The organism is Marichromatium bheemlicum, from assembly GCF_012276755.1.
GTDB lineage: Bacteria > Pseudomonadota > Gammaproteobacteria > Chromatiales > Chromatiaceae > Marichromatium > Marichromatium bheemlicum.
Window position 1 is genome coordinate 36,980 of record NZ_JAAXKX010000014.1, and the last position, 19,340, is coordinate 56,319.

Sequence of the window (19,340 nt, forward strand, 5' to 3'; positions counted from 1 at the left end):
ATAGCTGACGACGGCCCTCGCCCGATCGGGCGGGGGCCGTCGTCGCTCAGGGTCGCAGATAGACATAGCCGCGTGATTGCAACTCGGCGATCCGGGTCACTCCACCCTGCTCGACGATGCTGAAGCCCTGCACCAGATCCTCCAGTCCATAGCCGTAGCCCTCAAGGGTATTGCCGCAGATCTCCAGGGCGACGCCCTGCGCGCGCAGCCTCTCGATCGCGTCGCGGATGCGGTCGGTGGTCTCGATCTCGTCGAGGGCGCGGATCGCCGGTCCGTGGGCGACCAGCACCAGGTTGACCTGGTCGGGGCCGCCGACACCGTCGATATGGTTCTGCATGTTGTTGAGCACGAAGGCGACCTTGTCGGTCTCGGAGACGTGATAGACGACATCGAGTGGTGCCTCCTCGGCCAGCGTGCCGGTGGCGATGGACGCGGACAGCAGCGCGAAGGTGAGACGGGTGGCGTGCATGGTGGGCTCCTCCCGGTGCGGGCGTGGTGACGGCGGGCACCGGGAGGGACGGACCCGAGGGGTCCGCCCGTTGGGCTCACAATGTCTGTGAGGCGAAGTCGGCCAGGCGCGAGCGCTCGCCGCGCATCAGGGTGATGTGACCGCCATGCTCCCAGTGCTTGAAGCGATCCACCACGTAGGTCAGGCCCGAGGTGGTCTCGGTCAAGTAGGGGGTGTCGATCTGCGAGATGTTGCCGAGGCAGACCACCTTGGTGCCGGGGCCGGCGCGGGTGATCAGGGTCTTCATCTGTTTGGCGGTGAGGTTCTGCGCCTCGTCGAGGATGATGTACTTGTCGAGGAAGGTGCGCCCGCGCATGAAGTTCAGTGAGCTGATGCGGATGCGGTTGCGCAGCAGGTCGTTGGTCGCCTCGCGCCCCCAGTCGCCGCCGCCCTCGGGGCGGGTGAGTACCTCGAGGTTGTCCATCAGCGCGCCCATCCAGGGCGTCATCTTCTCCTCCTCGGTGCCGGGTAGGAAGCCGATGTCCTCGCCCACCGGCACCGTCACTCGGGTCATGATGATCTCGCGATAACGGTTCTGGTCGAGCACCTGCGCCAGCCCGGCGGCGAGCGCCAGCAGCGTCTTACCGGTGCCGGCGGTACCGAGCAGGGTGACGAAGTCGAGGTCGGGGTCGAGCAACATGTTGAGCGCGAAGTTCTGCTCGCGGTTGCGCGCGGTGATGCCCCAGACGTTGTGACGCGCCACCCGATGGTCCTCGACCAGCTCGATGACCGCCTCGGTCGCCGAGCGCTTCTCGCGCACGATTGCCTCGAAGCCGTCGTCCTGCTCGAGCGAGAGACACTGCGCCGGGTACCAGTCGGCGATGTCGGGCCCGGAGACGCGGTAGAAGGTGCGCCCCTCTTCCTGCCAGGCATCGAGCGACTTCTCGTGTCGCTCCCAGAAGTCGGCGGGCAGCTCGTCGTGACCGCTGTAGAGTAGCTCGGCGTCGTCGAGAACGCGGTCGTTGCTGTAGTCCTCGGCGGTGATACCGAGCACCGCCGCCTTGATACGCAGGTTGATGTCCTTGGAGACCACGATCACCTGGCGGTCTGGGCGCTCGCGGCTGAGCACCTGGGCGATGCCGAGGATCTGATTGTCGGCGACGGTGCCGGGGAGGGCCTCGGGCAGGTCGATCTCGAAGGCGGTGGTCTGGAAGTAGAGCCGGCCGCTGGCCGCCTCGAGCCCTCCCCCGTTGTCGGCGAGTGGGCCGATCGCCAGTCCGGCGTCGATCTCGGCCTTGTCCGCCCCGGCCATCAGCTGGTCGAGGAAGCGGCTGACCTGACGCACGTTGCGCGCGACCTCGGACATGCCCTTCTTGCCGCGGTCGAGCTCTTCGAGCACCACCATTGGCAGGAACAGGTCATGCTCCTGGAAGCGGAAGAGCGCGGTCGGATCGTGCATCAGCACGTTGGTGTCGAGGACGAACAGGCAGGTGGTGTCGTTTTCGCGTTTGATCATGACATTCTGCAGGGAGCGGTTGGGGCGGGGCCTGGCGCGCAGCGAGGCGTCGGTCGCGCCGTTGCGGACGCCCGCGTGCCGGACCCGGGGACCGGGCGCGGCCGATCGGGGACGCGCCTGGCGGTTCCCTGGAGGTCCGTCTGGCGGGGGAAAGAAAGGGGCGGGTGGTGGGCGTGAGCGGACATGATGTGCTGATACGCCCTCGTCGAGTTATTGGGCCAGGCCGCGAACGGCCTCCAGCACCTCGTCGACGTGGCCCTTGACCTTCACCTGACGCCACTCCCGCACCAGGGTGCCGGTGGCGTCGATGAGGAAGGTACTGCGCTCGATGCCGAGGCTCTCACGACCGTAGAGCGTCTTGGGCTTGATCACGTCGAAGGCACGACAGAGCTGCTCGTCGGTGTCGGCGATCAGCTCGAAGGGGAAGGATTGCTTGGTCTTGAAGTTCTGCTGGGCACGCAGCCCATCGCGCGAGACGCCGAGGATGGTGGTGTTGGCCGCGTTGAAGGCGGCCTCGGCGGCGGCAAAGTCCAGCCCCTCCTGGGTGCAGCCCGGGGTGCTCGCCTTGGGGTAGAAATAGAGCACCAGGTTGCGCCCGCAATAATCCGTCAACCGGATCTCTTGATCATTGGTGGCCGACAGTGCGAGGTCTGGGACCGGATCGCCGATGGCAATACTCATACAGCTTGCTCCCTGTTCCGATGGTACACCGGTCGATGTGTGGTCGCCGGCGTGGGATTGGAAGCGCTCGTCGCCGCGTCGGCTCAACCCTTGAGCGGCTCGAGCACGGCATCGAGGTTGAGCCCGTCGCAGTAGTCCATGAACTCGTCGCGCAATCCGGCGATATGGATGTCGGCGGGGATGCCCACGGCGATGTGCACCGAGAACATCGGGGTACCGGTATGGGCCGCGGCATAGGTGCTGGTGGCCATGTCCTCGATGTTGATCCGGCGCTCGGCGAAGAAGGCGGCGAGGTTGTTGACGATTCCCGGATGATCCATCGACACCACGTCGACCGCGTAGGGCAGCAGATTGGCCTCGGCGTTACGCTGGCCGGTGCGCTTGGAGACGATGGTCATGCCGAGCTGACGCTCGAGTTCGGGCAGCGCGTTCTCGATCTTGGCGAGGGTGTTCCACTTCCCCTCCACCAACAGCATCGCGGCGAATTCGCCGCCCAGGACGCTCATCCGGCTGTCCTCGATATTGCAGCCGTGCTCCAGCACGGTCCGGGAGATCTGATCGACGATACCGGGGTGGTCTTCGCCGAGCGCCGAGATCACGAGGTAGGTCTTCTGCCTGGTCATGTCCTTGCCGCGATGGAGGGTTGAGGAGACATCGCTGAGTGTAGCATGGCGTCTCGGCGACCCCCTATGGGTGGTGGCGCCGTCGCCAATGGCCGGCTTTGGGTGTTCAGCCATCAGCTGCCAGCCGCCAGTTGCCAGCCCTCAGCCCTCAGCGAGCAGCCGTCGGTTGTCAGCCGTCGTCAGCCGCTAGTTGCCAGCCGCTGGCGCTGGTGGACTGGCTCCTGCTGTGATCGAGCGGCTATCATCCGTGCATGTCCAGTCTGCGCGAACGCATGGCCGAGCACGGGTTCGAGTCCAACGACGACTACGAATTCGAGGTCCGTTGCTTGCTCGAGAGCAGGCCGCGGGGGCTGCGTGCGCTCAACGTCGCCGGCGACGGTGGGCGGCGCAAGAGCGCCTTCGCCAATGCCTTGGCGCGTGCCTTGGGGATCGGACAGATCGTCTATCACGACTTCACCGCCACCCAGCCGCCCCAGCCCGAGGTGATCCTGCCGCCGAGTCGCGACGAACTCGGGCGCGAGGAGCCGCCGATCGCGCCTCTGGACCTCGCCGTCAGCGAGGCCTGCGCGCAGAGCGAGGGCGAGCCGACGGTGCTCATCCTCGACCAGCTCCAGGCCGCCGACTTCCGCGAGCACATCCGCATCCACCGCCTGGTGCGCGAGTGCCGCTGGCAGGTACGCGATGCCCCCTACGACGCCAACCCACGCCACCTGCTGGTGTTCCTGGTCTCGGAGGAGGCGCTCTACCACGCCCTGCACAAGGAGAGCTACCGGGTCTGGGTCGGGCGCGACACGGCGCTGCGCGATTGGGACCCGCGCGAGTTCGGGCTCGATGCGCGCGCCCGCGCGCTATTCGCCGCCTTGGCCGCCTTGTTCCAGACCCTGGGACAGGCGCCGACGCGCAGCGAATTCGAGCACCTGGTGGAGGATCTGCGTCATCAGATCCATACGCGTGATCACCTGCGACGCGCCCTCTACGGTCGGGTCGAGGGGCTCGATCACGCCGTGCTCGCCGATCCGCGTCACGACACCGCGCTCGATCATGTGCTGACCTGCATGCAGCAGGCCCTGCGCGAGACCGAGCACATCGAGATCACCGGTGGTGTCCCCACCGACCCGCAACCCGAACCACGGGAGAGATGACCGATGAACCGACGCACCCGCATCGAGAACCGCCTCCGCGAGGCCCTCGAGCCGCTCCATTTGGACGTGGTCGACGAGAGTTACATGCATGCGGTGACGCCTGATGCCGAGTCGCACTTCAAGCTGCTGGTGGTCAGCGAGGCCTTTGCCGGACAGGCGCTCATCGAGCGTCACCGTACCATCAACACCCTACTCGCCGAGGAATTCGAGCAGGGGTTGCACGCCCTCAGCCAGCACACCTGGACCCCGGAGGAATGGCACGAGAAGGGCGGTGTCGCGCCACAATCGCCCCCCTGCCAGGGGGGCTCCGGGGCCGCCTGACCCCGGAGCACGGCCTCAGGCGCGGGCGAAGTGCTCGCGCGTCAGCCGGAACACCACCGGGCTGAGCAACAGCAGCGCCAGCAGGTTGGGCAGCGCCATCATCGCGTTGAGGGTGTCGGCCACCAGCCACACGAACTCCAGCTTGACCAGGGCGCCGACCGGGATCGCCGCGACCCACACCAGTCGGAACGGCAGGATCGCGCGGACCCCGAACAGATACTCGATGCAGCGCTCACCATAGACGCTCCAGCCGAGGATGGTGGTGAAGGCAAACAGCGCCAGACCCAGCGCCACCACATAACCGCCGACCCCGGGTAGTCCGGCGCCGAAGGCCGCTGCCGAGAGGCTGGCACCGGTCTCGCCGCTGGTCCAGGCGCCGGTGACCATGATCACCAGCCCGGTGATGGTGCAGATGATCAGGGTGTCGATGAAGGTGCCGAGCATGGCGATGGTGCCTTGCTGCACCGGGTTGTCGTTCTTCGCCGCGGCGTGTGCGATCGGCGCGCTGCCGAGCCCGGCCTCGTTGGAGAAGATGCCGCGTGCCACCCCCATCTGGATCCCCATCATCACGGTCGCGCCAGCAAATCCGCCGACCGCTGCGGTGGGTGAGAAGGCGTACTCGACGATCTGCACGATCGCGCCGGGCAGCGCCTCGGCGTTGAGCCCCAGCACCACCAACCCGCCGAGTACGTAGGCGATCGCCATGAAGGGCACCAGCTTGCCGGCGACCTGGGCGATCCAGCGGATGCCGCCGATCAGCACCAACCCGACCAGCAGCGCCATCACCCCGCCGACCCAGGCCTTGGGCAGGGCGAACTTGGAATGGAGTGCGTCGGCCACCGAGTTGGCCTGCACCATGTTGCCGATACCGAACCCGGCCATGGCGCCGAACACCGCGAAGGCCGCGCCCAGCCACAACCAGCGCCGCCCGAGACCGTTCTTGATGTAGTACATCGGTCCGCCGACATGGTTGCCCTTGGCGTCGACCTCGCGGTATTTCACCGCCAGCACGCCCTCGGCATACTTGGTCGCCATGCCCACCAGTGCGGTGCACCACATCCAGAACAGCGCCCCGGGACCGCCGATCGCGATTGCCGTGCCGACACCGGCGATGTTACCGGTACCCACGGTCGCCGATAGCGAGGTCATCAGCGCGTTGAACGGGGTGATGTCCCCCTCACCATGTCCGCGCCGCCCCGACCACAGCATGCGCAGGCCGTAGCCGAGCCGGAACCAGGGCATCAACCGCAACCCGATCAGCAAGAACAACCCGGTGCCGAGGATCACCACCAGCATCGGTGGTCCCCACACCCAGCCGTTGAGTACCCCGATCCATGTCGTTATGGACTCCATCCACACCTCCTCTCGATGCAATGCCTTCAGGACCTGCGGTGCACTATACAGCGCCGGGCCCGGGGCCTTACAACGCCGGGTCGGCCCCATTTACCACGACCGACCCTTGCCCGTATGCTCTTGATGAGGAGTCGCATGCCGCCGGGGGCGGCGAATGCCGATCGGCGTCGGGCGCCGGTCAGAGGCCAAACGAAGGACATCACCACACACCATGAAACTACTGATCGATTTCTTTCCCATCCTGCTGTTCTTCGTCGCCTACAAGCTCGCCGGCATCTATGTGGCCACCACGGTGGCGATCCTCGCCTCGGCGGCGCAGCTCGGTTGGACCTGGTGGCGCCAGCGCCGGGTCGAGACCATGCAGCTGGTCACCCTGGGGTTGCTGGTGGTGTTCGGTGGCATGACCTTGGCCCTGCGCGACCCGATCTTCGTGATGTGGAAGCCGACCATCGTCAACTGGCTGTTCGCCGCCGCCTTCCTCGCCAGCCAGTTGATCGGTCGGCGCACCCTGGTCGAACGCACCATGGGGCATGCGGTCAGCGTTGAGTCGGCGGTCTGGCGTCGACTCAACCTGATGTGGATCGCCTTCTTCCTGGTGCTGGGACTGACCAACCTGTTCGTGGTCTATGTCGCCAGTGGCTTCTTCGCCAGCCATCAGGCACTGCTCGCCAGCACCGGGTTGGCCAGCGTCGATCTCGGCAGCTGTAGCACCCTGTTCGAGGGCGAGCTGCTCGGCCTCTGCACCGAGGCCCAGGCCGGGGAGGAGGTCTGGGTCAACTTCAAGCTGTTCGGTATGATGGGCATGACCCTGGTCTTCGTGTTGTTCCAGGCGTTCTATCTCGCCCGTCACATCGAAGACGAACCTCGTCCCCAGGAGGCCGACTGACGTGTTCTATGCCATCATCGCCGTCGACACCCCGGACAGCCTCGAGCGCCGGCTCCAGGCCCGTCCGGCACACCTCGAGCGGCTGCGTTCACTGCACGACGCCGGGCGTTTGGTGCTCGCCGGGCCGCACCCGGCGATCGACGCCGCCGACCCCGGCAGCGCCGGCTTCAGTGGCTCGCTGGTGGTCGCCGAGTTCCCCGATCTCGACACTGCCCGCGCCTGGGCCGAGGCCGATCCTTATTGCGCCGCCGGCGTCTACGCCGAGGTCGAGGTGCGTCCCTTCAAGCAGGTCTTTCCCCCCACCGGCGACTGATCGGTGTGGAACCGACGCTTGCCGTCGGGGTCGCACAAGGCGCTGACAGCGGATGCATCGATCCCCATTGGGACGTCCGCGCGGCGCCCCGACGCGCCCAGGCATCAGCTCATTCACTCCAACCCCAAGGAAGCATTCACCATGAAGAGATCCACCCTCTCGCTCCTGGTCTGCGCCCTGCTTGCCGCCGGACCGGGTAGCGCGTTGGCCGAGCAGGACGCCGACACCGTCATTGCCACCGTCAATGGCGTCGAGTACCCGCTCGACCTCTTCCGGCTGTTCTATGTGGAGCGGCTGCAGCAGAACCCTGAGGCCGACACCCAGGCGGTGCAGCAGCGTGCCTTCGATGAATTCATGAACCTGGTAGTGGCCTCGCAGGAGGCCGAGCAGCGTGATCTGGAGGACAACCGCGAGGTCGCCGCAGCGCTGGAGCTGCAGCGCATGAAGGTGCTCTCGAGCGCCGCGCTCGGGGCCATGGCCGAGGAGATCGAGCCCAGCGAGAAGGCGCTCAAGGAAGCCTATGATCAGGTCGTCGAACGTGCCGCCCGCACCGAGTACAAGGCCCGTCACATCCTGGTCAAGGACGAGGCGGCGGCCAAGAAGCTGATCAAGCAGCTCGACAAGGGCGCCGACTTTGCCGAGCTGGCCAAGGAGCACTCGCTCGGCCCGACCGGCAAGAATGGAGGCGAACTCGATTGGTTCGACGCCGGCCAGATGGTCGCCCCCTTCGCCGAGGCGGTCGCTGCGATGAAGCCCGGCAGTCACTCCGAGAAACCGGTGCAGACCCAGTTCGGCTGGCACGTCATCGAGCTGCAGGAGACCCGTCAAGCCGAGCCGCCGAGCTTCGAGGACGCCAAGCCGCAACTCAGCGCCATGCTCAAGCGCCGCGAACTCGGCGAGCGCCTGACCAAGATGCGTGATGGTGCCATGGTCGAGCTCAACGAGGAGATCGTGACGGTCACCCCCAAGGAGGACTGACCCGCGCCCGCGTCCCGCCCGCGCGGGACGCGACCCTCAGTAGCGCGGCAGTGCCAGCACCTCGCGCCCGTTGCGCGGCTGTGGTGGACGGGCATTCTCCCCGATCACCGCCCGCAGCCGCTGCAACTGTCCTGCCCCGACCTCGAGTGGCTCCCGGAACACCAGCCACAGCGCCGACTCCCGGCACGGTGGTTGGGTGAGCGAGCCGTGATAGCGGAAATAGCCGCGATCGAGCGGCAACAGGAAGAGTGGGTTGACCCCGATCTGACGATGACGCGTGCGTTCACCGGGGCGTGTCGGTAGATGATCGAGGATGCGCTCGAAGATCCTGTTGTCACGCGCCGCCGTCCGCAACCCCACCGCGACGATGGCATAGCCACCCTGGCGGTCACGATGAACCAGCTGCAGCTCGGCGTCGTGAGAGCGCCCCTCGATGCGGTGTTCACCGGGGACGTGGAAGTCGATGTGCGAAAGATCGTAGGCGCTGCCGCGGATCACCAATGCACTCCCCGGCGGGGTGAGCAGCCGGATGCCGCGTCCGGTGTTGACCAGTTCGAGCAGGTGCGAGCGGTAACGGAACAGCAACGGCATATAGCCGATCCGGCGCGCCCCTCGGATGTCGATCGGCGACTGCGATCGCCCTTCGGTACAGGTGGCGAAGGCAGGGTCGAGTACCCCCCAGTGTTCCGGCCCTGTACCATCGGCATAGCCCCAAGGCGGATCGATCGTGATATCGGTCGCCTCGTCGCCCGCCGCGGCATCGCCGGACGCCAGTAACAGGGTCAGCCCGAGCGCCTGCCAGTGTCGGCCCGTCACCGGCTCAGTCCTGGCGTGATCTGAGGCTGTCGATTGGCACCACCTGTGCCGTGCCAGGCTGATCGGCGTAGGCCGGACGCTCGCCGCCGCGCCCATCCTGCTCGGCGAGTACACGTTCTCGTGCGGCGATTACGCCGAGGCAGTGACGGACCTCGTCGATGGTGGCGGTCGAGAGTGGATGACGCATCCCAGGTGGTGGGGTGAGGTCGCGCACAATCGCGGTCAGCGTCTTGCGCATGGTGATCAGGACCTGCTGCTCGGGGGACAGTTCGCTCATGATCGATCCCTGCGGTGAGGGCGGCATGCCGCCGTGAAACCCCGCGGGCGAGACCGCCAGCCCGCGCCCCAATCTTGCATCAGCCGCCGCCGCCGGGCAATGGGGGAAGGGGCGACAGCCGCCAGCCGCCAGCAAATTGAACCGCCAAGACTCAAAGGGCGCAAAGAAAGCGTTTTAAAAGCGCTTTAGCGGCCAGTTTTCATGTGGAAGCTGGTACTCGACGACAGCGGTAAAGACGATCGAGACGAGCAGGGGGAGGCTCTGCCCGCCAGTCACCAGTTGGCGGGCGGGCTTGTCTGTCGCCACTGACGCCGGTGTGCACGCCCACTGACGGCTGGCGGCCCTACCCAGCGCCGCCGATCAGCGCCTCGAGGCCGGCCTCGTCGAGCACCTCGACGCCGAGATCGCGGGCGCGGGTGAGCTTGGAGCCGGCGGCCTCGCCGGCGAGCAGATAGTCGGTCTTGCCCGAGAGGCTGCCGCTCACCCGTGCGCCCAGGGCCTCGAGTCGGGCCTTGATCTCGGGCCGGGGGCGGCTCAGGGTGCCGGTGATGACTAGGGTGCGACCGGCGAGCGGCCGCGCCTCGGGCTCGACCGGGGCATCATCCGCCGCCGCGCTCTGCTCCGGCCAGTGCACGCCGACCTCACGTAGGGCCGCGATCGCCTCGCGATTGTGCGACTGGGCGAAGAAGGCGACGAGGTGCGCCGCGACCACCGGGCCGACACCCTCGATCAGGCTCCGGGTCTCGGCGCGCAAGTCTTCGGCGTCGGCCGCGCGCAGCGCCTCGAGGGTGCCGAAGTGCTCGACCAGCGTCTCGGCGCGGGGCCGGGTCAGGCCGCGTACGCCGAGCCCGAGCAGCCAGTCGACCGGTTGCGCGTCCGGGGCGGGATCGGCAGCATCCGCCAGGGCCGCGGCCAGGGCCTCGGCGGTCACCGGACCGATCCCGCTCACCCCACGCCGCTGCACGAAGTCGCCCTCGCGCGCCGCCATCAGCGCGTCCAGCGAACCGAAGCCACGCGCCAGCGCGCGCGCCGTGCTCTCGCCGACCTCGCGGATGCCGAGTGCGTAGATGAAGCGGGCGAGATCGGTCGAGCGGGCGCGATCGAGCGCGGCGATCAGGTTCGCCGCCGACTTCTCGCCCATGCGCTCGAGTCCGGCGAGCTGCGCCTGATCGAGCCGGAAGAGATCGGCCGGTCCGTGCACCAGCTCGCGCTCGACGAGCTGATCGATCAGCTTGTCGCCCAGCCCCTCGATGTCGAGCGCGCGACGCGAGGCGAAGTGCTTGAGCGACTCCTTGCGCTGCGCCGGGCAATAGAGCCCGCCGGAGCAACGCGCTACCGCCTCGCCCTCGGGGCGGACGACGTCGGCGCCACACACCGGACAGTGCGCGGGCAGCGCCACCGCCTCGGCGTCGGCGGGACGGCGCTCGGCCAGCACCCGCACCACCTCGGGGATGACATCCCCGGCGCGCCGTACATAGACGGTGTCACCGATGCGCACGTCTTTGCGCACCACCTCGTCCATGTTGTGCAGGGTCGCGTTGGCGACCGTGACGCCGCCGACCTGGACCGGGGCGAGCCGCGCCACCGGGGTGACGGCGCCGGTGCGCCCGACCTGGAACTCGACCGCCTCGACCCGGGTGAGCGCCTCCTGCGCCGGGTACTTGAAGGCGATCGCCCAGCGCGGCGCGCGGGCGACGAAGCCGAGAGTCTCCTGGTCGGCCAGCGCGTCGACCTTGAACACCACCCCGTCGATGTCATAGGGCAGTTGCTCGCGTAGTGCGCCGATGCGGCGCTGGTAGGCATCGCAACCGTCCAGCCCGCGTACCCGTTCGAGTTGGGGTGAGAGCGGCAGTCCCCAGTCGCGCAGCGCTTGCAACATCTCATACTGGGTCGCGCACGCCGGCCCGCCCTCGACCGCGCCGAAGCCGTAGCAGACGAAGGCCAGCGGTCGGGTCGCGGTGACTGCGGGGTCGAGCTGACGGAGGCTGCCGGCGGCGGCGTTGCGCGGGTTGGCGAAGGTGCGCTGACCGCTCTCGCGCATCCGCGCGTTGAGCCGGGCGAAGCCTGCGGTCGGCAGCACGATCTCGCCGCGCACCTCAAGCAGGCGCGGCCAGTCGCTGCCGCGCAGCCGCAGCGGCACGCTGCGCACGGTCCGCACCTGGGCGGTGACGTCCTCGCCCCGGCGACCGTCGCCGCGGGTGGCGGCGCACCGCAGCACCCCGTCCTCGTAGGTGAGGTTGATCGCCAGCCCGTCGAGCTTGGGCTCGGCGACGAAGTCGACCGCCTCACGCCCGAGCGCCCTGCCCACACGCACGGCGAAGGCGGCCAGCTCCTCGGCGCTCTTGGCGTTGTCGAGCGAGAGCATCGGTACCCGGTGCTCGACCTCGGCGAAGGCCGCCAGCGGCTCGGCGCCGACACGCTGGGTCGGCGAGTCGGGGCTGACCAGCTCGGGGTATTCGGCCTCGAGCGTCTGCAGCGCGCGCAACAGACGATCGTAGGCGTCGTCCGGGATCTCCGGATCGTCTAGCACGTAATAGCGGTAATTGTGGTGGAGCAGTTCGGCGCGCAGCGCCTCGGCACGGGCGCGCGCCGAATCGGGAGGGTTCAACTCAGGGTTACTCCGGCCCACAGGCGCTCGTTCTCACGCACTGCGCGGCGCATTTGTTCTTCTTTCTTGATCGTCAAGGGCTGGCGTTGGTCGTCGTGGACCTCGCCGTCGAGCATGGTGGCGAGCTTGCGCGCGGTGGCGATCATCTCGTCGAACACCGCCATGTCCTCCGGCTCGCCCTCGAGCTGGGTGAACAGCAGCAGCCCGGGGGTGGCGAAGGATGCCATCTCGTCGAAGGGGAAGGTGCCAGGCGTGATCATGTTGGCCATGCTGAAGGCCTCGCGCGGCTCGCCGGCGAGGGTGTCGGTGTAATGGAAGATCTCCATCTCGCCGGGGTGCAGGCCGCAGGTCTCGGCCACGTCCATCAACACCTCGCCACTGAACCAGCGCTGCTTGTCCGCGGTGACCACACCGACCTGTAGCAGCAGCGGCGCCGGCGGTTCGGTCGCCTCCTGCTGGGCCGTGTCCAGCGCCTCGGCGAAGCGCTCGGGTGGGTCCTCGGGGTCGAGTCGGTGAGGCTCGCGTGGCTCGTCGCCGGCATCGACGTCGCCGAGCGGCGGCTCGCGCTTGGAGCGGGTCGCGGTGCGCGTGGGTGGTGAGTCGGCATCGTCGTCATCGAGCCCCGGATCGTCGAGCTCGTGACCTCGCTCCCAGAGATAGAGCGCGAGGATCAGGATGGCCCCTACGACCAACAGAATCAGGCGAAGCGTATCGGCGTCCATTCGGCTCTCGGTTGCTGCACGGATAACGGGATCTCGCCCCGCGCAGAAGCGCGGGATTCCAGCGGACGGCCAAGGCGCAACTCGGCCCCAGGCCCGCGTTTTCGTGCGCATGAGTATAACAATGCCGAGGCCCGGCGCTGTAGAGGGGCAGCGCCGCGCAAGCGCGACCAGTAATGGTGAACCGCCAAGACACAAAGGGCGCAAAGGATGAACAAAGTGATCAGCTACCAGCAAGCAGCCGCCAGTGGGGATTGGCGCCAGTGCTGAAGCGGTAAGCATGGACTTTTCTTTGCGTCCTTCGCGCCTTGGCGGTTCAATCCCTTGGTCGCTGGTCGCTGGTCGCTGGTCGCTGGTCGCTGGTCGCTGGTCGCTGGTCGCTGGTCGCTGGTCGCTCGCCCTTATACCGCCGCCAGGCGCACCGCCTCGTCGACGTCGACGGCGACCAGGCGCGAGACGCCGGGTTCGTGCATGGTGACGCCGATCAGGTGGTCGGCGATCTCCATGGTCACCTTGTTGTGGCTGATGAAGATGAACTGCACCCGGTCGGACATCGAGCGCACCATGTCGCAGAAGCGCCCGACGTTGGCGTCGTCGAGCGGTGCGTCGACCTCGTCGAGCATGCAGAAGGGTGCCGGGTTCAACTCGAAGATGGCGAACACCAGGGCCACCGCGGTGAGCGCCTTCTCGCCGCCGGAGAGCAGATGGATGCTGGAGTTGCGCTTACCCGGCGGGCGCGCCATCACGCTCACCCCGGTCTCCAGCAGGTCGTCGTCGGTCAGCTCCAGATAGGCGTGACCGCCGCCGAACAACCTCGGGAAGAGGGTCTGGAAGCCGCTGTTGACCTGCTCGTAGGTCGCCTTGAAGCGGGTGCGGGTCTCGCGGTCGATCTTGCGGATCGCCTGCTCCAGGGTCTCGAGCGAGTCGGAGATGTCGGCGTGCTGGGCGTCGAGATAGGTCTTGCGCTGCGACTGCTCCTTGAACTCATCGATGGCCGCGAGGTTGATCGCGCCGAGCCGCTGGATGCGGTTGCCGGTCTGGGTCAGGCGTTGCTGCCAGACCTCCTCGGTGGCCTCGGGGTCGAGACCCTCGAGCAGCGCCGGGGCGTTGGCGGCGGACTCGGCGAGCTGTTCCTCCAGGGTGCGCTGGCGTACCAACCGTTCTTGTCGCGCTAGGCGCAGCGCGTCGAGCCCCTGATGGGCGCCGGCGAGCAGCTGTTCGAGACGCTGGCGTTCCTGTTCGAGCGCGCGCTGCTCGGCCTCGAGGGTCTCGACCCGGGCGCGCGCCTCGCCCAGCCGCGCCTCGACCTCGACACGTAGTTCGAGTTGCTCCTCCAGCCGCTCGCGCTGCTCGGCCAGCGGCTCGACCCCGGATTCCAGGCTGTCGAGCAGGGTCTCGCGCCGCTCGGCGAGCTGGGCGCCGCGCTCCTCGGCGCGGTCCAGGCTGTGACGGGTGGCGGTTTGTGCGGTGCGGTTGGACTCGACCCGCACCCGCAGCGTCTGTGCCTGTTCGCGACAGCTACGCTCACGCCCGCGCCCCTCGGCGACCACCGCGCGCAGCCGCTCGCGCTCGCCGTCGAGCGCCTCGCGCCGCTCGGCCAGGGCGTCGACCTCGGCGAGCAGGTCGTGCAAGCGCTCGCGCCGGTCCTCCATCTCCAGCAGCGCCTCGGCGCGCTGCTCCTCGAGTTCGGTCCGCTCCTCGGCGAGTGCCTGCAGACGCGCCCGCTGGTGCTCGTCCCGGGTGCGCAGCCCGGCCAGCTCGGAGCGCAGCGTGGACAGCTCGCGCTGGTACTCGGCGAGGGTGGCGGCGGTCGCGGTACGCGCCTGCTCGGCCTCGGCGCGCGCGGCGCGGCGCTGTTCGTCGTTCTCGAGCAGCGCCTGCTCACGTGCCGCCAGATCATCGAGCCGCTGTTCGAGCCCGCGGATGGCCTCGGCGCGCGCCAGCACGCCGTCGTCACCGCTCGGCGGCGCGCACCACCAGTCGCGCCCGACGCGCAGCCCCTCGCGGGTGACCCAGTACGCGCCGGCGGCAAGCCCGGCGCGATCGGCGAGCGCCTGCTCCAGGTCCTCGGCGACCCATGCCCCGGCGAGCAGCGCGGTCAGCGGGCCACCGCCACGCACCCGCGCCGCCAGGGCATGGGCCGGCGCGGGCTCGGCCGCTGCCGCGGTGTCGAACAGCATCATCCCCGGCGGGATCGACTCGGGCCGCGCGAGTAGGCGCTGTGGCTGGGCGCAGCCGAGCGCGCCAAGACGCTCGCCGAGCACGCACTCGATCGCCCGCTCCCAGCCCGGCTCGACCGTCAGCCCGTCGAGCAGCCGTGACGCGTCCCCCAGTCCGGCCTCGGCGAGCCACTGCGCGCGCGCGCCGTCGGCCTCGGCCAGCGCCGCCTCCTGCAGCGCCTGCAGGGAGGCGTGACGCCCTTTGGTCTGCTGCAGCTCGGTGCGGACCTGATCGAGTTCGGCGGCGAGCGTGCGCAGCGCTCGGTCGTGCTCGGCGAGCGTCTCGCCGTGGTCGCGCTGGCGTTGCTCAAAGTCGTCGATCCGCGCCAGACAGACCTCTTCCTGTTCCTCCAGCACCTCGATGCGCTCGTGGACGTCGGCCGAGCGCAGCCGCGAGACCTCCTCCTCGATCCGGCGCAACCGTTCGCGATCGCGCTCGATCCGCTGCTCGATGGCGTTGATCTGCGCGCGCTCGACCTGTGCCTGCTCGGCCGGCTGCGCCGCCTCGCGGTTGAAGCGGTCCCACTGAGCCTCCCACACCCGCAGTTGCTCCTCGGCGGTCATCACCGAGCCGGCGACCTCGGCGAGCGCCTGCTCGGCGCGGGCCAGCTCGGGCTCGTCGGCGGCGAGTGCCTGCTCCAGCTCGACCAGACGGGCGCGATCGCGTTCGAGATGACGCGCCGCGTCGCCCTGCTCCTGGTCGAGCCGCGCCAGCTCGGACTCGGTGCGTGCGCGCGCCTGGCTGGCGAACTCGATCGCCTGCTCGGTGCGGGCGATCTCGGCGCCCACCGCGTAGAAGCGCTCCTGGACCCTGTTGAAGACCTCGCCGGCCTCGGCGCGCGCCGCGCGCCGTTGCTCGAGTTCAGACTCGACCCGGCGCTGCTCGGCGAGATGGCCCTCGGCGCCGGTCTCGGCCTCGGCGATGCGCCGGTCGTCGGTGGCGATCTCGGTGGCCAGCGCGCGCCAGCGCAGCGCCTTGAGCTCGAGTCCGAGCTGACGCTCCTCGGCCTTGAGCCGGGTGTACTTCTCGGCGGTGGCGGCCTGGCGCTCGAGGTGTTCGAGCTGCTTGCCGACCTCCTCGCGCAGGTCGTCGAGCCGCTCCAGGTTCTCGCGGGTGTGGCGCATCCGGTTCTCGGTCTCGCGGCGGCGCTCCTTGTACTTGGAGATGCCGGCGGCCTCCTCGAGGAATAGACGCAGGTCCTCGGGGCGGGCCTCGATGATCCGCGAGATCATCCCCTGCTCGATGATGGCGTAGGAGCGCGGCCCCAGGCCGGTGCCGAGGAAGAGGTCCTGGATGTCGCGCCGACGACAGCGCGCGCCGTTGAGGAAATAGGTCGACTGGCCGTCGCGGGTGACCTGACGCTTGACCGAGATCTGCGCAAAGCGCGCGTACTCGCCGCCGGCGCGACCGTCACTGTTGTCGAACACCAGCTCGATGCTCGCCGTGCCCACCGGCTTGCGCCCGGTGCTGCCGTTGAAGATGACGTCGGCCATCGATTCGCCGCGCAGCATCTTCGCCGAGCTTTCACCCATCACCCAGCGCACCGCGTCGATCACGTTGGATTTGCCACAGCCGTTGGGGCCGACCACCCCGACGAGGTTGCTGGGGAAGGCGACGCTGGTGGGGTCGACGAAGGACTTGAAGCCGGCGAGTTTGATCTTTTCGAGACGCATGCGAGAAACATACCGGAAGCCATGCAACGGGTACAGCGAAACGCGCCGAGCCCGCTGGCCATGCGGGCTGGCGCGTCATCGCGTAGACCGGGTCAGGGGGCGTGCAACAGCCGCGCGCAGGCCGCTGGCGGGGTCGGCTCGGCGGCGCGTCGCCCACTGCCCGGGCGGCGCGCCTCGGCGCTGAACCACCAGTCGAGTTCGGCGCCACAGCCTGGCCCCGCCGGGATCGGCGACTGCGGCTCGCAGGCCGGGCTGTCCTCCGGGCAGGCCAGACGCACATGCGTGTGGGCGTCGTGTCCCCACCACGGCCGTACCTTGCGCAGCCAGTCGGCGCCACCGGTGGCGTCACAGAGCGTGCGCTTGATCGCCGGGTTGACGAACAGACGGTCGACCTCGGGGCGGCGCGCCGCCCACTCGATGAGAAAGCGCGCATCCTCGCCCCAGTGCCGGTTGACCCGATCGTCGCTGACCAGGCTCGGTGGGTCGCCCTCGTCGAGCAACGCTCGCGCATCCGCCGGCGACGCCGCCAGGGTCAGCCACAGGTCGACGTCGAGCCCGTGCTGGTGGCTGCGATGACCGCCGGACATCCGCCCGCCGCGCGGCTGCGAGAGATCGCCGACCAGCACCAGCCGCTCGTCGCGCGCCTGCTGCGCCCGGCCGAGCGCCTCGATCAGCGCGAGCAGACGCGGATGGCCGTAGTAGCGACCACGCCAACGACGCACGCTGAGATACCCGGGACCGGCGCCGGGCAGCACCTCGGCGCCAGCCAGACAACCATTGGCCGGGGCGCCGATGACCCGCGCCGGGCCGATGCTCGGGCGCTCGACCCCGGGCCAGGGGTTGGCGCCGGCGCCGGCCCCCCAGCCCAGGGACAGCGACAACAGCAACAGGGGACGCAACGGGCGTGAGCACCAGGGCGACATCCGGACCTCCGGGCCAGTGACGGGACGATGCCTCGAGCTTAACTCAGGGCTGGAAGGGCCACACCAATGGCGTCAGCATGACGGTCACCAAGCCCACCAGCAGGGTCAGCGGTACGCCGATGCGGACGAAGTCGCCGAAGCGATAGCCGCCGACGTTGAACACCATCAGGTTGGTCTGATAGCCGATCGGGGTGGCGAAGCTCGCCGAGGCGGCGACCATCAGCGTCAGCACGAAGGGCTCGAGGGCCACCCCCATGGTGCGCGCGGTCTCAACCGCGATCGGGAACACCAGCACCGCAGCGACGTTGTTGGTGGCCAGCGAGGTGAGCAGCGCGGTGGCGACGAACACCAGGCCCAGCGCCGGCCACGGCTGGCCGTCGGCGAGCCCGATCAGGCCCCCGGCGAGCAGTGCCGCGGCGCCGGTCTTCTCCAGCGCCGCGCCGATGCCGAAGGAGGTGGCGATCACCACCAGTACCTGCCAGTCGGGTGCGCGCCGGGCGATGCGCCCGCTGGTGCAGCCGGTGAGGATCATGCTGCCGGCGGCCAGCAGCGCCGCCTCGAGCATGCTCAGCCAGCCGAACGCGACCACCGCGACCATCGCCAGCACGATGGCGATGGCCAGCGGTGCGCGGCGGTGCTCGAGCGGGTGGGAGTCGCCGATCTGGCTCACCAGCAGGAAGTCGCGGACATTGCGCTGGCGCTCGACGAAGTCCGGGCGGGTCTCCAGCAGCAGGGTGTCGCCGGGGGCGAGGACGATGTCGCCGATCTTGCCGTGCACCCGCCGGCCGTTGCGCGAGAGCGCGATGATCACCGCGTCGTAGCGATTGCGAAAGCGCCCGTCGCGCACGCTCAGCCCGATCAGCGGCGACTTGTCGGAGAGCACCGCCTCGACGAAGCAACGCCCGGGGCGCGGCAAGTCGAGTTTGAACACCTGGTCGGTGGCCGGGATCAGCCCGCGGGTGCGCTGCAGCTCCATCATCGAATCGATCGCCCCGACGAACACCAGCCGGTCGCCGGCCTGGAGCACCGCCTGCGGGGAGACGGCGGGCAACACCTGGGCGCCGCGCTCGATCTCGACCAGGAACAGCCCCGGGAGCTGGCGCAGCCCGGCGGCCTCGATCGAGCGCCCGACCAGCGCGCTGCCCGGCTCGACCAGCATCTCGGCGACGTACTCGCGCAGGTCGCCGTAGCCGGCCGCCGGGGGTTGGCGCCGCGGCAGCAGCCAGTCGCCGGCGAGCAACAGGAAGCCGAGGGTGATCAGGGTCACCGGCAGTCCGATCCACAACGGCTCGAACAGCCCCAGCCCGGCGCCGCCCTGGTGCTCGACATAAAGCCCGTTGACCACCAGATTGGTACTGGTGCCGATCAGGGTGCAGGTCCCGCCGACGATCCCGGCGTAGGACAGCGGGATGAGCAGTCGCGACAGTTCCAGGCGGTGCCGTCTGGCCCAGTCCTGCGCCGCGGGGATGAAGATCGCCACCACCGGGGTGTTGTTGAGCAGCGCGCTGAGCGCGGCCACCGGTGCCATCAGCCGCGCCCGCGCCGCGCGCGGCCCGCGCGGACGGCCGAGCAGGCGCGGACCGAGCCAGCCGATGGCGCCGGTCTCGGCCAGCCCGCTGACCACCACGTAGAGCACCCCGACGGTGAGCATGCCGGGGTTGGCGAAACCGGCCAGGGCCTCCTCGGCGGTGAGTACCCCGCTGACCAGCAGCAGGGTCAGCGCACCACTGGTGACGATGTCGGGGGCGACTTGGGTGCAGGCGAATAGCAGGAAGCAGAGCGCTACCAGTGCCAGGCTGAACCAGCCCTGCCAGTCGAGTTGAACCAACGCCTCCATGGCCCT

The 19,340-nt window shown here is 68.9% G+C and carries 17 protein-coding genes; 5 read left to right on the forward strand and 12 right to left on the reverse strand.

Annotated elements, in window-relative coordinates; genetic code table 11:
• Positions 1–46: 46 nt before the first annotated feature.
• The 4 genes from HF203_RS10525 to HF203_RS10540 form a co-directional block, all read right to left on the reverse strand.
• Positions 47–469 (reverse strand): DsrE family protein, encoded by a 423-nt coding sequence (locus HF203_RS10525; protein WP_168669428.1) that lies wholly within the window; start codon positions 467–469, stop codon positions 47–49.
• A gap of 76 nt (positions 470–545) precedes the next feature.
• Entirely contained in the window at positions 546–1,964 is a 1,419-nt protein-coding gene (locus tag HF203_RS10530) for a PhoH family protein (protein ID WP_168669430.1), read from the reverse strand.
• 210 nt (positions 1,965–2,174) lie between these two features.
• A complete protein-coding gene (locus HF203_RS10535) occupies positions 2,175–2,645 on the reverse strand; it encodes a peroxiredoxin (protein ID WP_168669432.1) in 471 nt (156 codons plus the stop codon).
• Between the two features lie 83 nt (positions 2,646–2,728).
• The gene (locus tag HF203_RS10540; RefSeq protein WP_168669434.1) at positions 2,729–3,268 is read right to left on the reverse strand and encodes a glycine cleavage system transcriptional repressor; all 540 of its coding nucleotides are present in this window, start codon (positions 3,266–3,268) and stop codon (positions 2,729–2,731) included.
• A gap of 251 nt (positions 3,269–3,519) precedes the next feature.
• On the opposite strand from HF203_RS10540, the gene HF203_RS10545 reads away from it, so the two are divergent.
• On the forward strand, positions 3,520–4,410 hold the full coding sequence (locus tag HF203_RS10545) for a hypothetical protein (RefSeq protein WP_168669436.1): 891 nt from the start codon (positions 3,520–3,522) through the stop codon (positions 4,408–4,410).
• 3 nt (positions 4,411–4,413) lie between these two features.
• Positions 4,414–4,731 (forward strand): BolA family protein, encoded by a 318-nt coding sequence (locus HF203_RS10550; protein WP_168669438.1) that lies wholly within the window; start codon positions 4,414–4,416, stop codon positions 4,729–4,731.
• Positions 4,732–4,746: 15 nt separating this feature from the next.
• Here HF203_RS10550 and HF203_RS10555 read toward each other — a convergent pair whose 3' ends face one another.
• Positions 4,747–6,084 (reverse strand): alanine/glycine:cation symporter family protein, encoded by a 1,338-nt coding sequence (locus HF203_RS10555; RefSeq protein WP_168669440.1) that lies wholly within the window; start codon positions 6,082–6,084, stop codon positions 4,747–4,749.
• 211 nt (positions 6,085–6,295) lie between these two features.
• On the opposite strand from HF203_RS10555, the gene HF203_RS10560 reads away from it, so the two are divergent.
• The 3 genes from HF203_RS10560 to HF203_RS10570 all read left to right on the forward strand — a co-directional run bounded on the left by HF203_RS10560 (position 6,296) and on the right by HF203_RS10570 (position 8,261).
• Entirely contained in the window at positions 6,296–6,970 is a 675-nt protein-coding gene (locus tag HF203_RS10560) for an inner membrane-spanning protein YciB (RefSeq protein ID WP_168669442.1), read from the forward strand.
• Between the two features lies 1 nt (position 6,971).
• The gene (locus HF203_RS10565; RefSeq protein ID WP_168669444.1) at positions 6,972–7,283 is read left to right on the forward strand and encodes a YciI family protein; all 312 of its coding nucleotides are present in this window, start codon (positions 6,972–6,974) and stop codon (positions 7,281–7,283) included.
• Between the two features lie 141 nt (positions 7,284–7,424).
• A complete protein-coding gene (locus HF203_RS10570) occupies positions 7,425–8,261 on the forward strand; it encodes a peptidylprolyl isomerase (protein WP_168669446.1) in 837 nt (278 codons plus the stop codon).
• 36 nt (positions 8,262–8,297) lie between these two features.
• Here HF203_RS10570 and HF203_RS10575 read toward each other — a convergent pair whose 3' ends face one another.
• The 7 genes from HF203_RS10575 to HF203_RS10605 form a co-directional block, all read right to left on the reverse strand.
• Positions 8,298–9,077 (reverse strand): carbonic anhydrase family protein, encoded by a 780-nt coding sequence (locus HF203_RS10575; protein ID WP_168669448.1) that lies wholly within the window; start codon positions 9,075–9,077, stop codon positions 8,298–8,300.
• 4 nt (positions 9,078–9,081) lie between these two features.
• Entirely contained in the window at positions 9,082–9,354 is a 273-nt protein-coding gene (locus tag HF203_RS10580) for a segregation and condensation protein A (protein ID WP_168669450.1), read from the reverse strand.
• A 343-nt stretch (positions 9,355–9,697) separates the two neighbouring features.
• Positions 9,698–11,962: an NAD-dependent DNA ligase LigA gene (gene ligA, locus HF203_RS10585; protein ID WP_168669452.1), complete on the reverse strand. Its 2,265-nt coding sequence runs from the start codon at positions 11,960–11,962 to the stop codon at positions 9,698–9,700.
• Entirely contained in the window at positions 11,959–12,684 is a 726-nt protein-coding gene (locus HF203_RS10590; RefSeq protein ID WP_168669454.1) for a cell division protein ZipA, read from the reverse strand. The genes ligA and HF203_RS10590 overlap by 4 nt, the downstream gene beginning before the upstream one ends.
• A gap of 398 nt (positions 12,685–13,082) precedes the next feature.
• Positions 13,083–16,574, reverse strand: coding sequence for a chromosome segregation protein SMC (gene smc, locus HF203_RS10595; protein ID WP_168669456.1), 3,492 nt, complete (start codon positions 16,572–16,574; stop codon positions 13,083–13,085).
• Positions 16,575–16,666: 92 nt separating this feature from the next.
• Entirely contained in the window at positions 16,667–17,497 is an 831-nt protein-coding gene (gene mepA, locus HF203_RS10600) for a penicillin-insensitive murein endopeptidase (protein WP_168669458.1), read from the reverse strand.
• A 43-nt stretch (positions 17,498–17,540) separates the two neighbouring features.
• Positions 17,541–19,334, reverse strand: coding sequence for an SLC13 family permease (locus HF203_RS10605; RefSeq protein ID WP_168669460.1), 1,794 nt, complete (start codon positions 19,332–19,334; stop codon positions 17,541–17,543).
• Between the last annotated feature and the right edge of the window lie 6 nt (positions 19,335–19,340).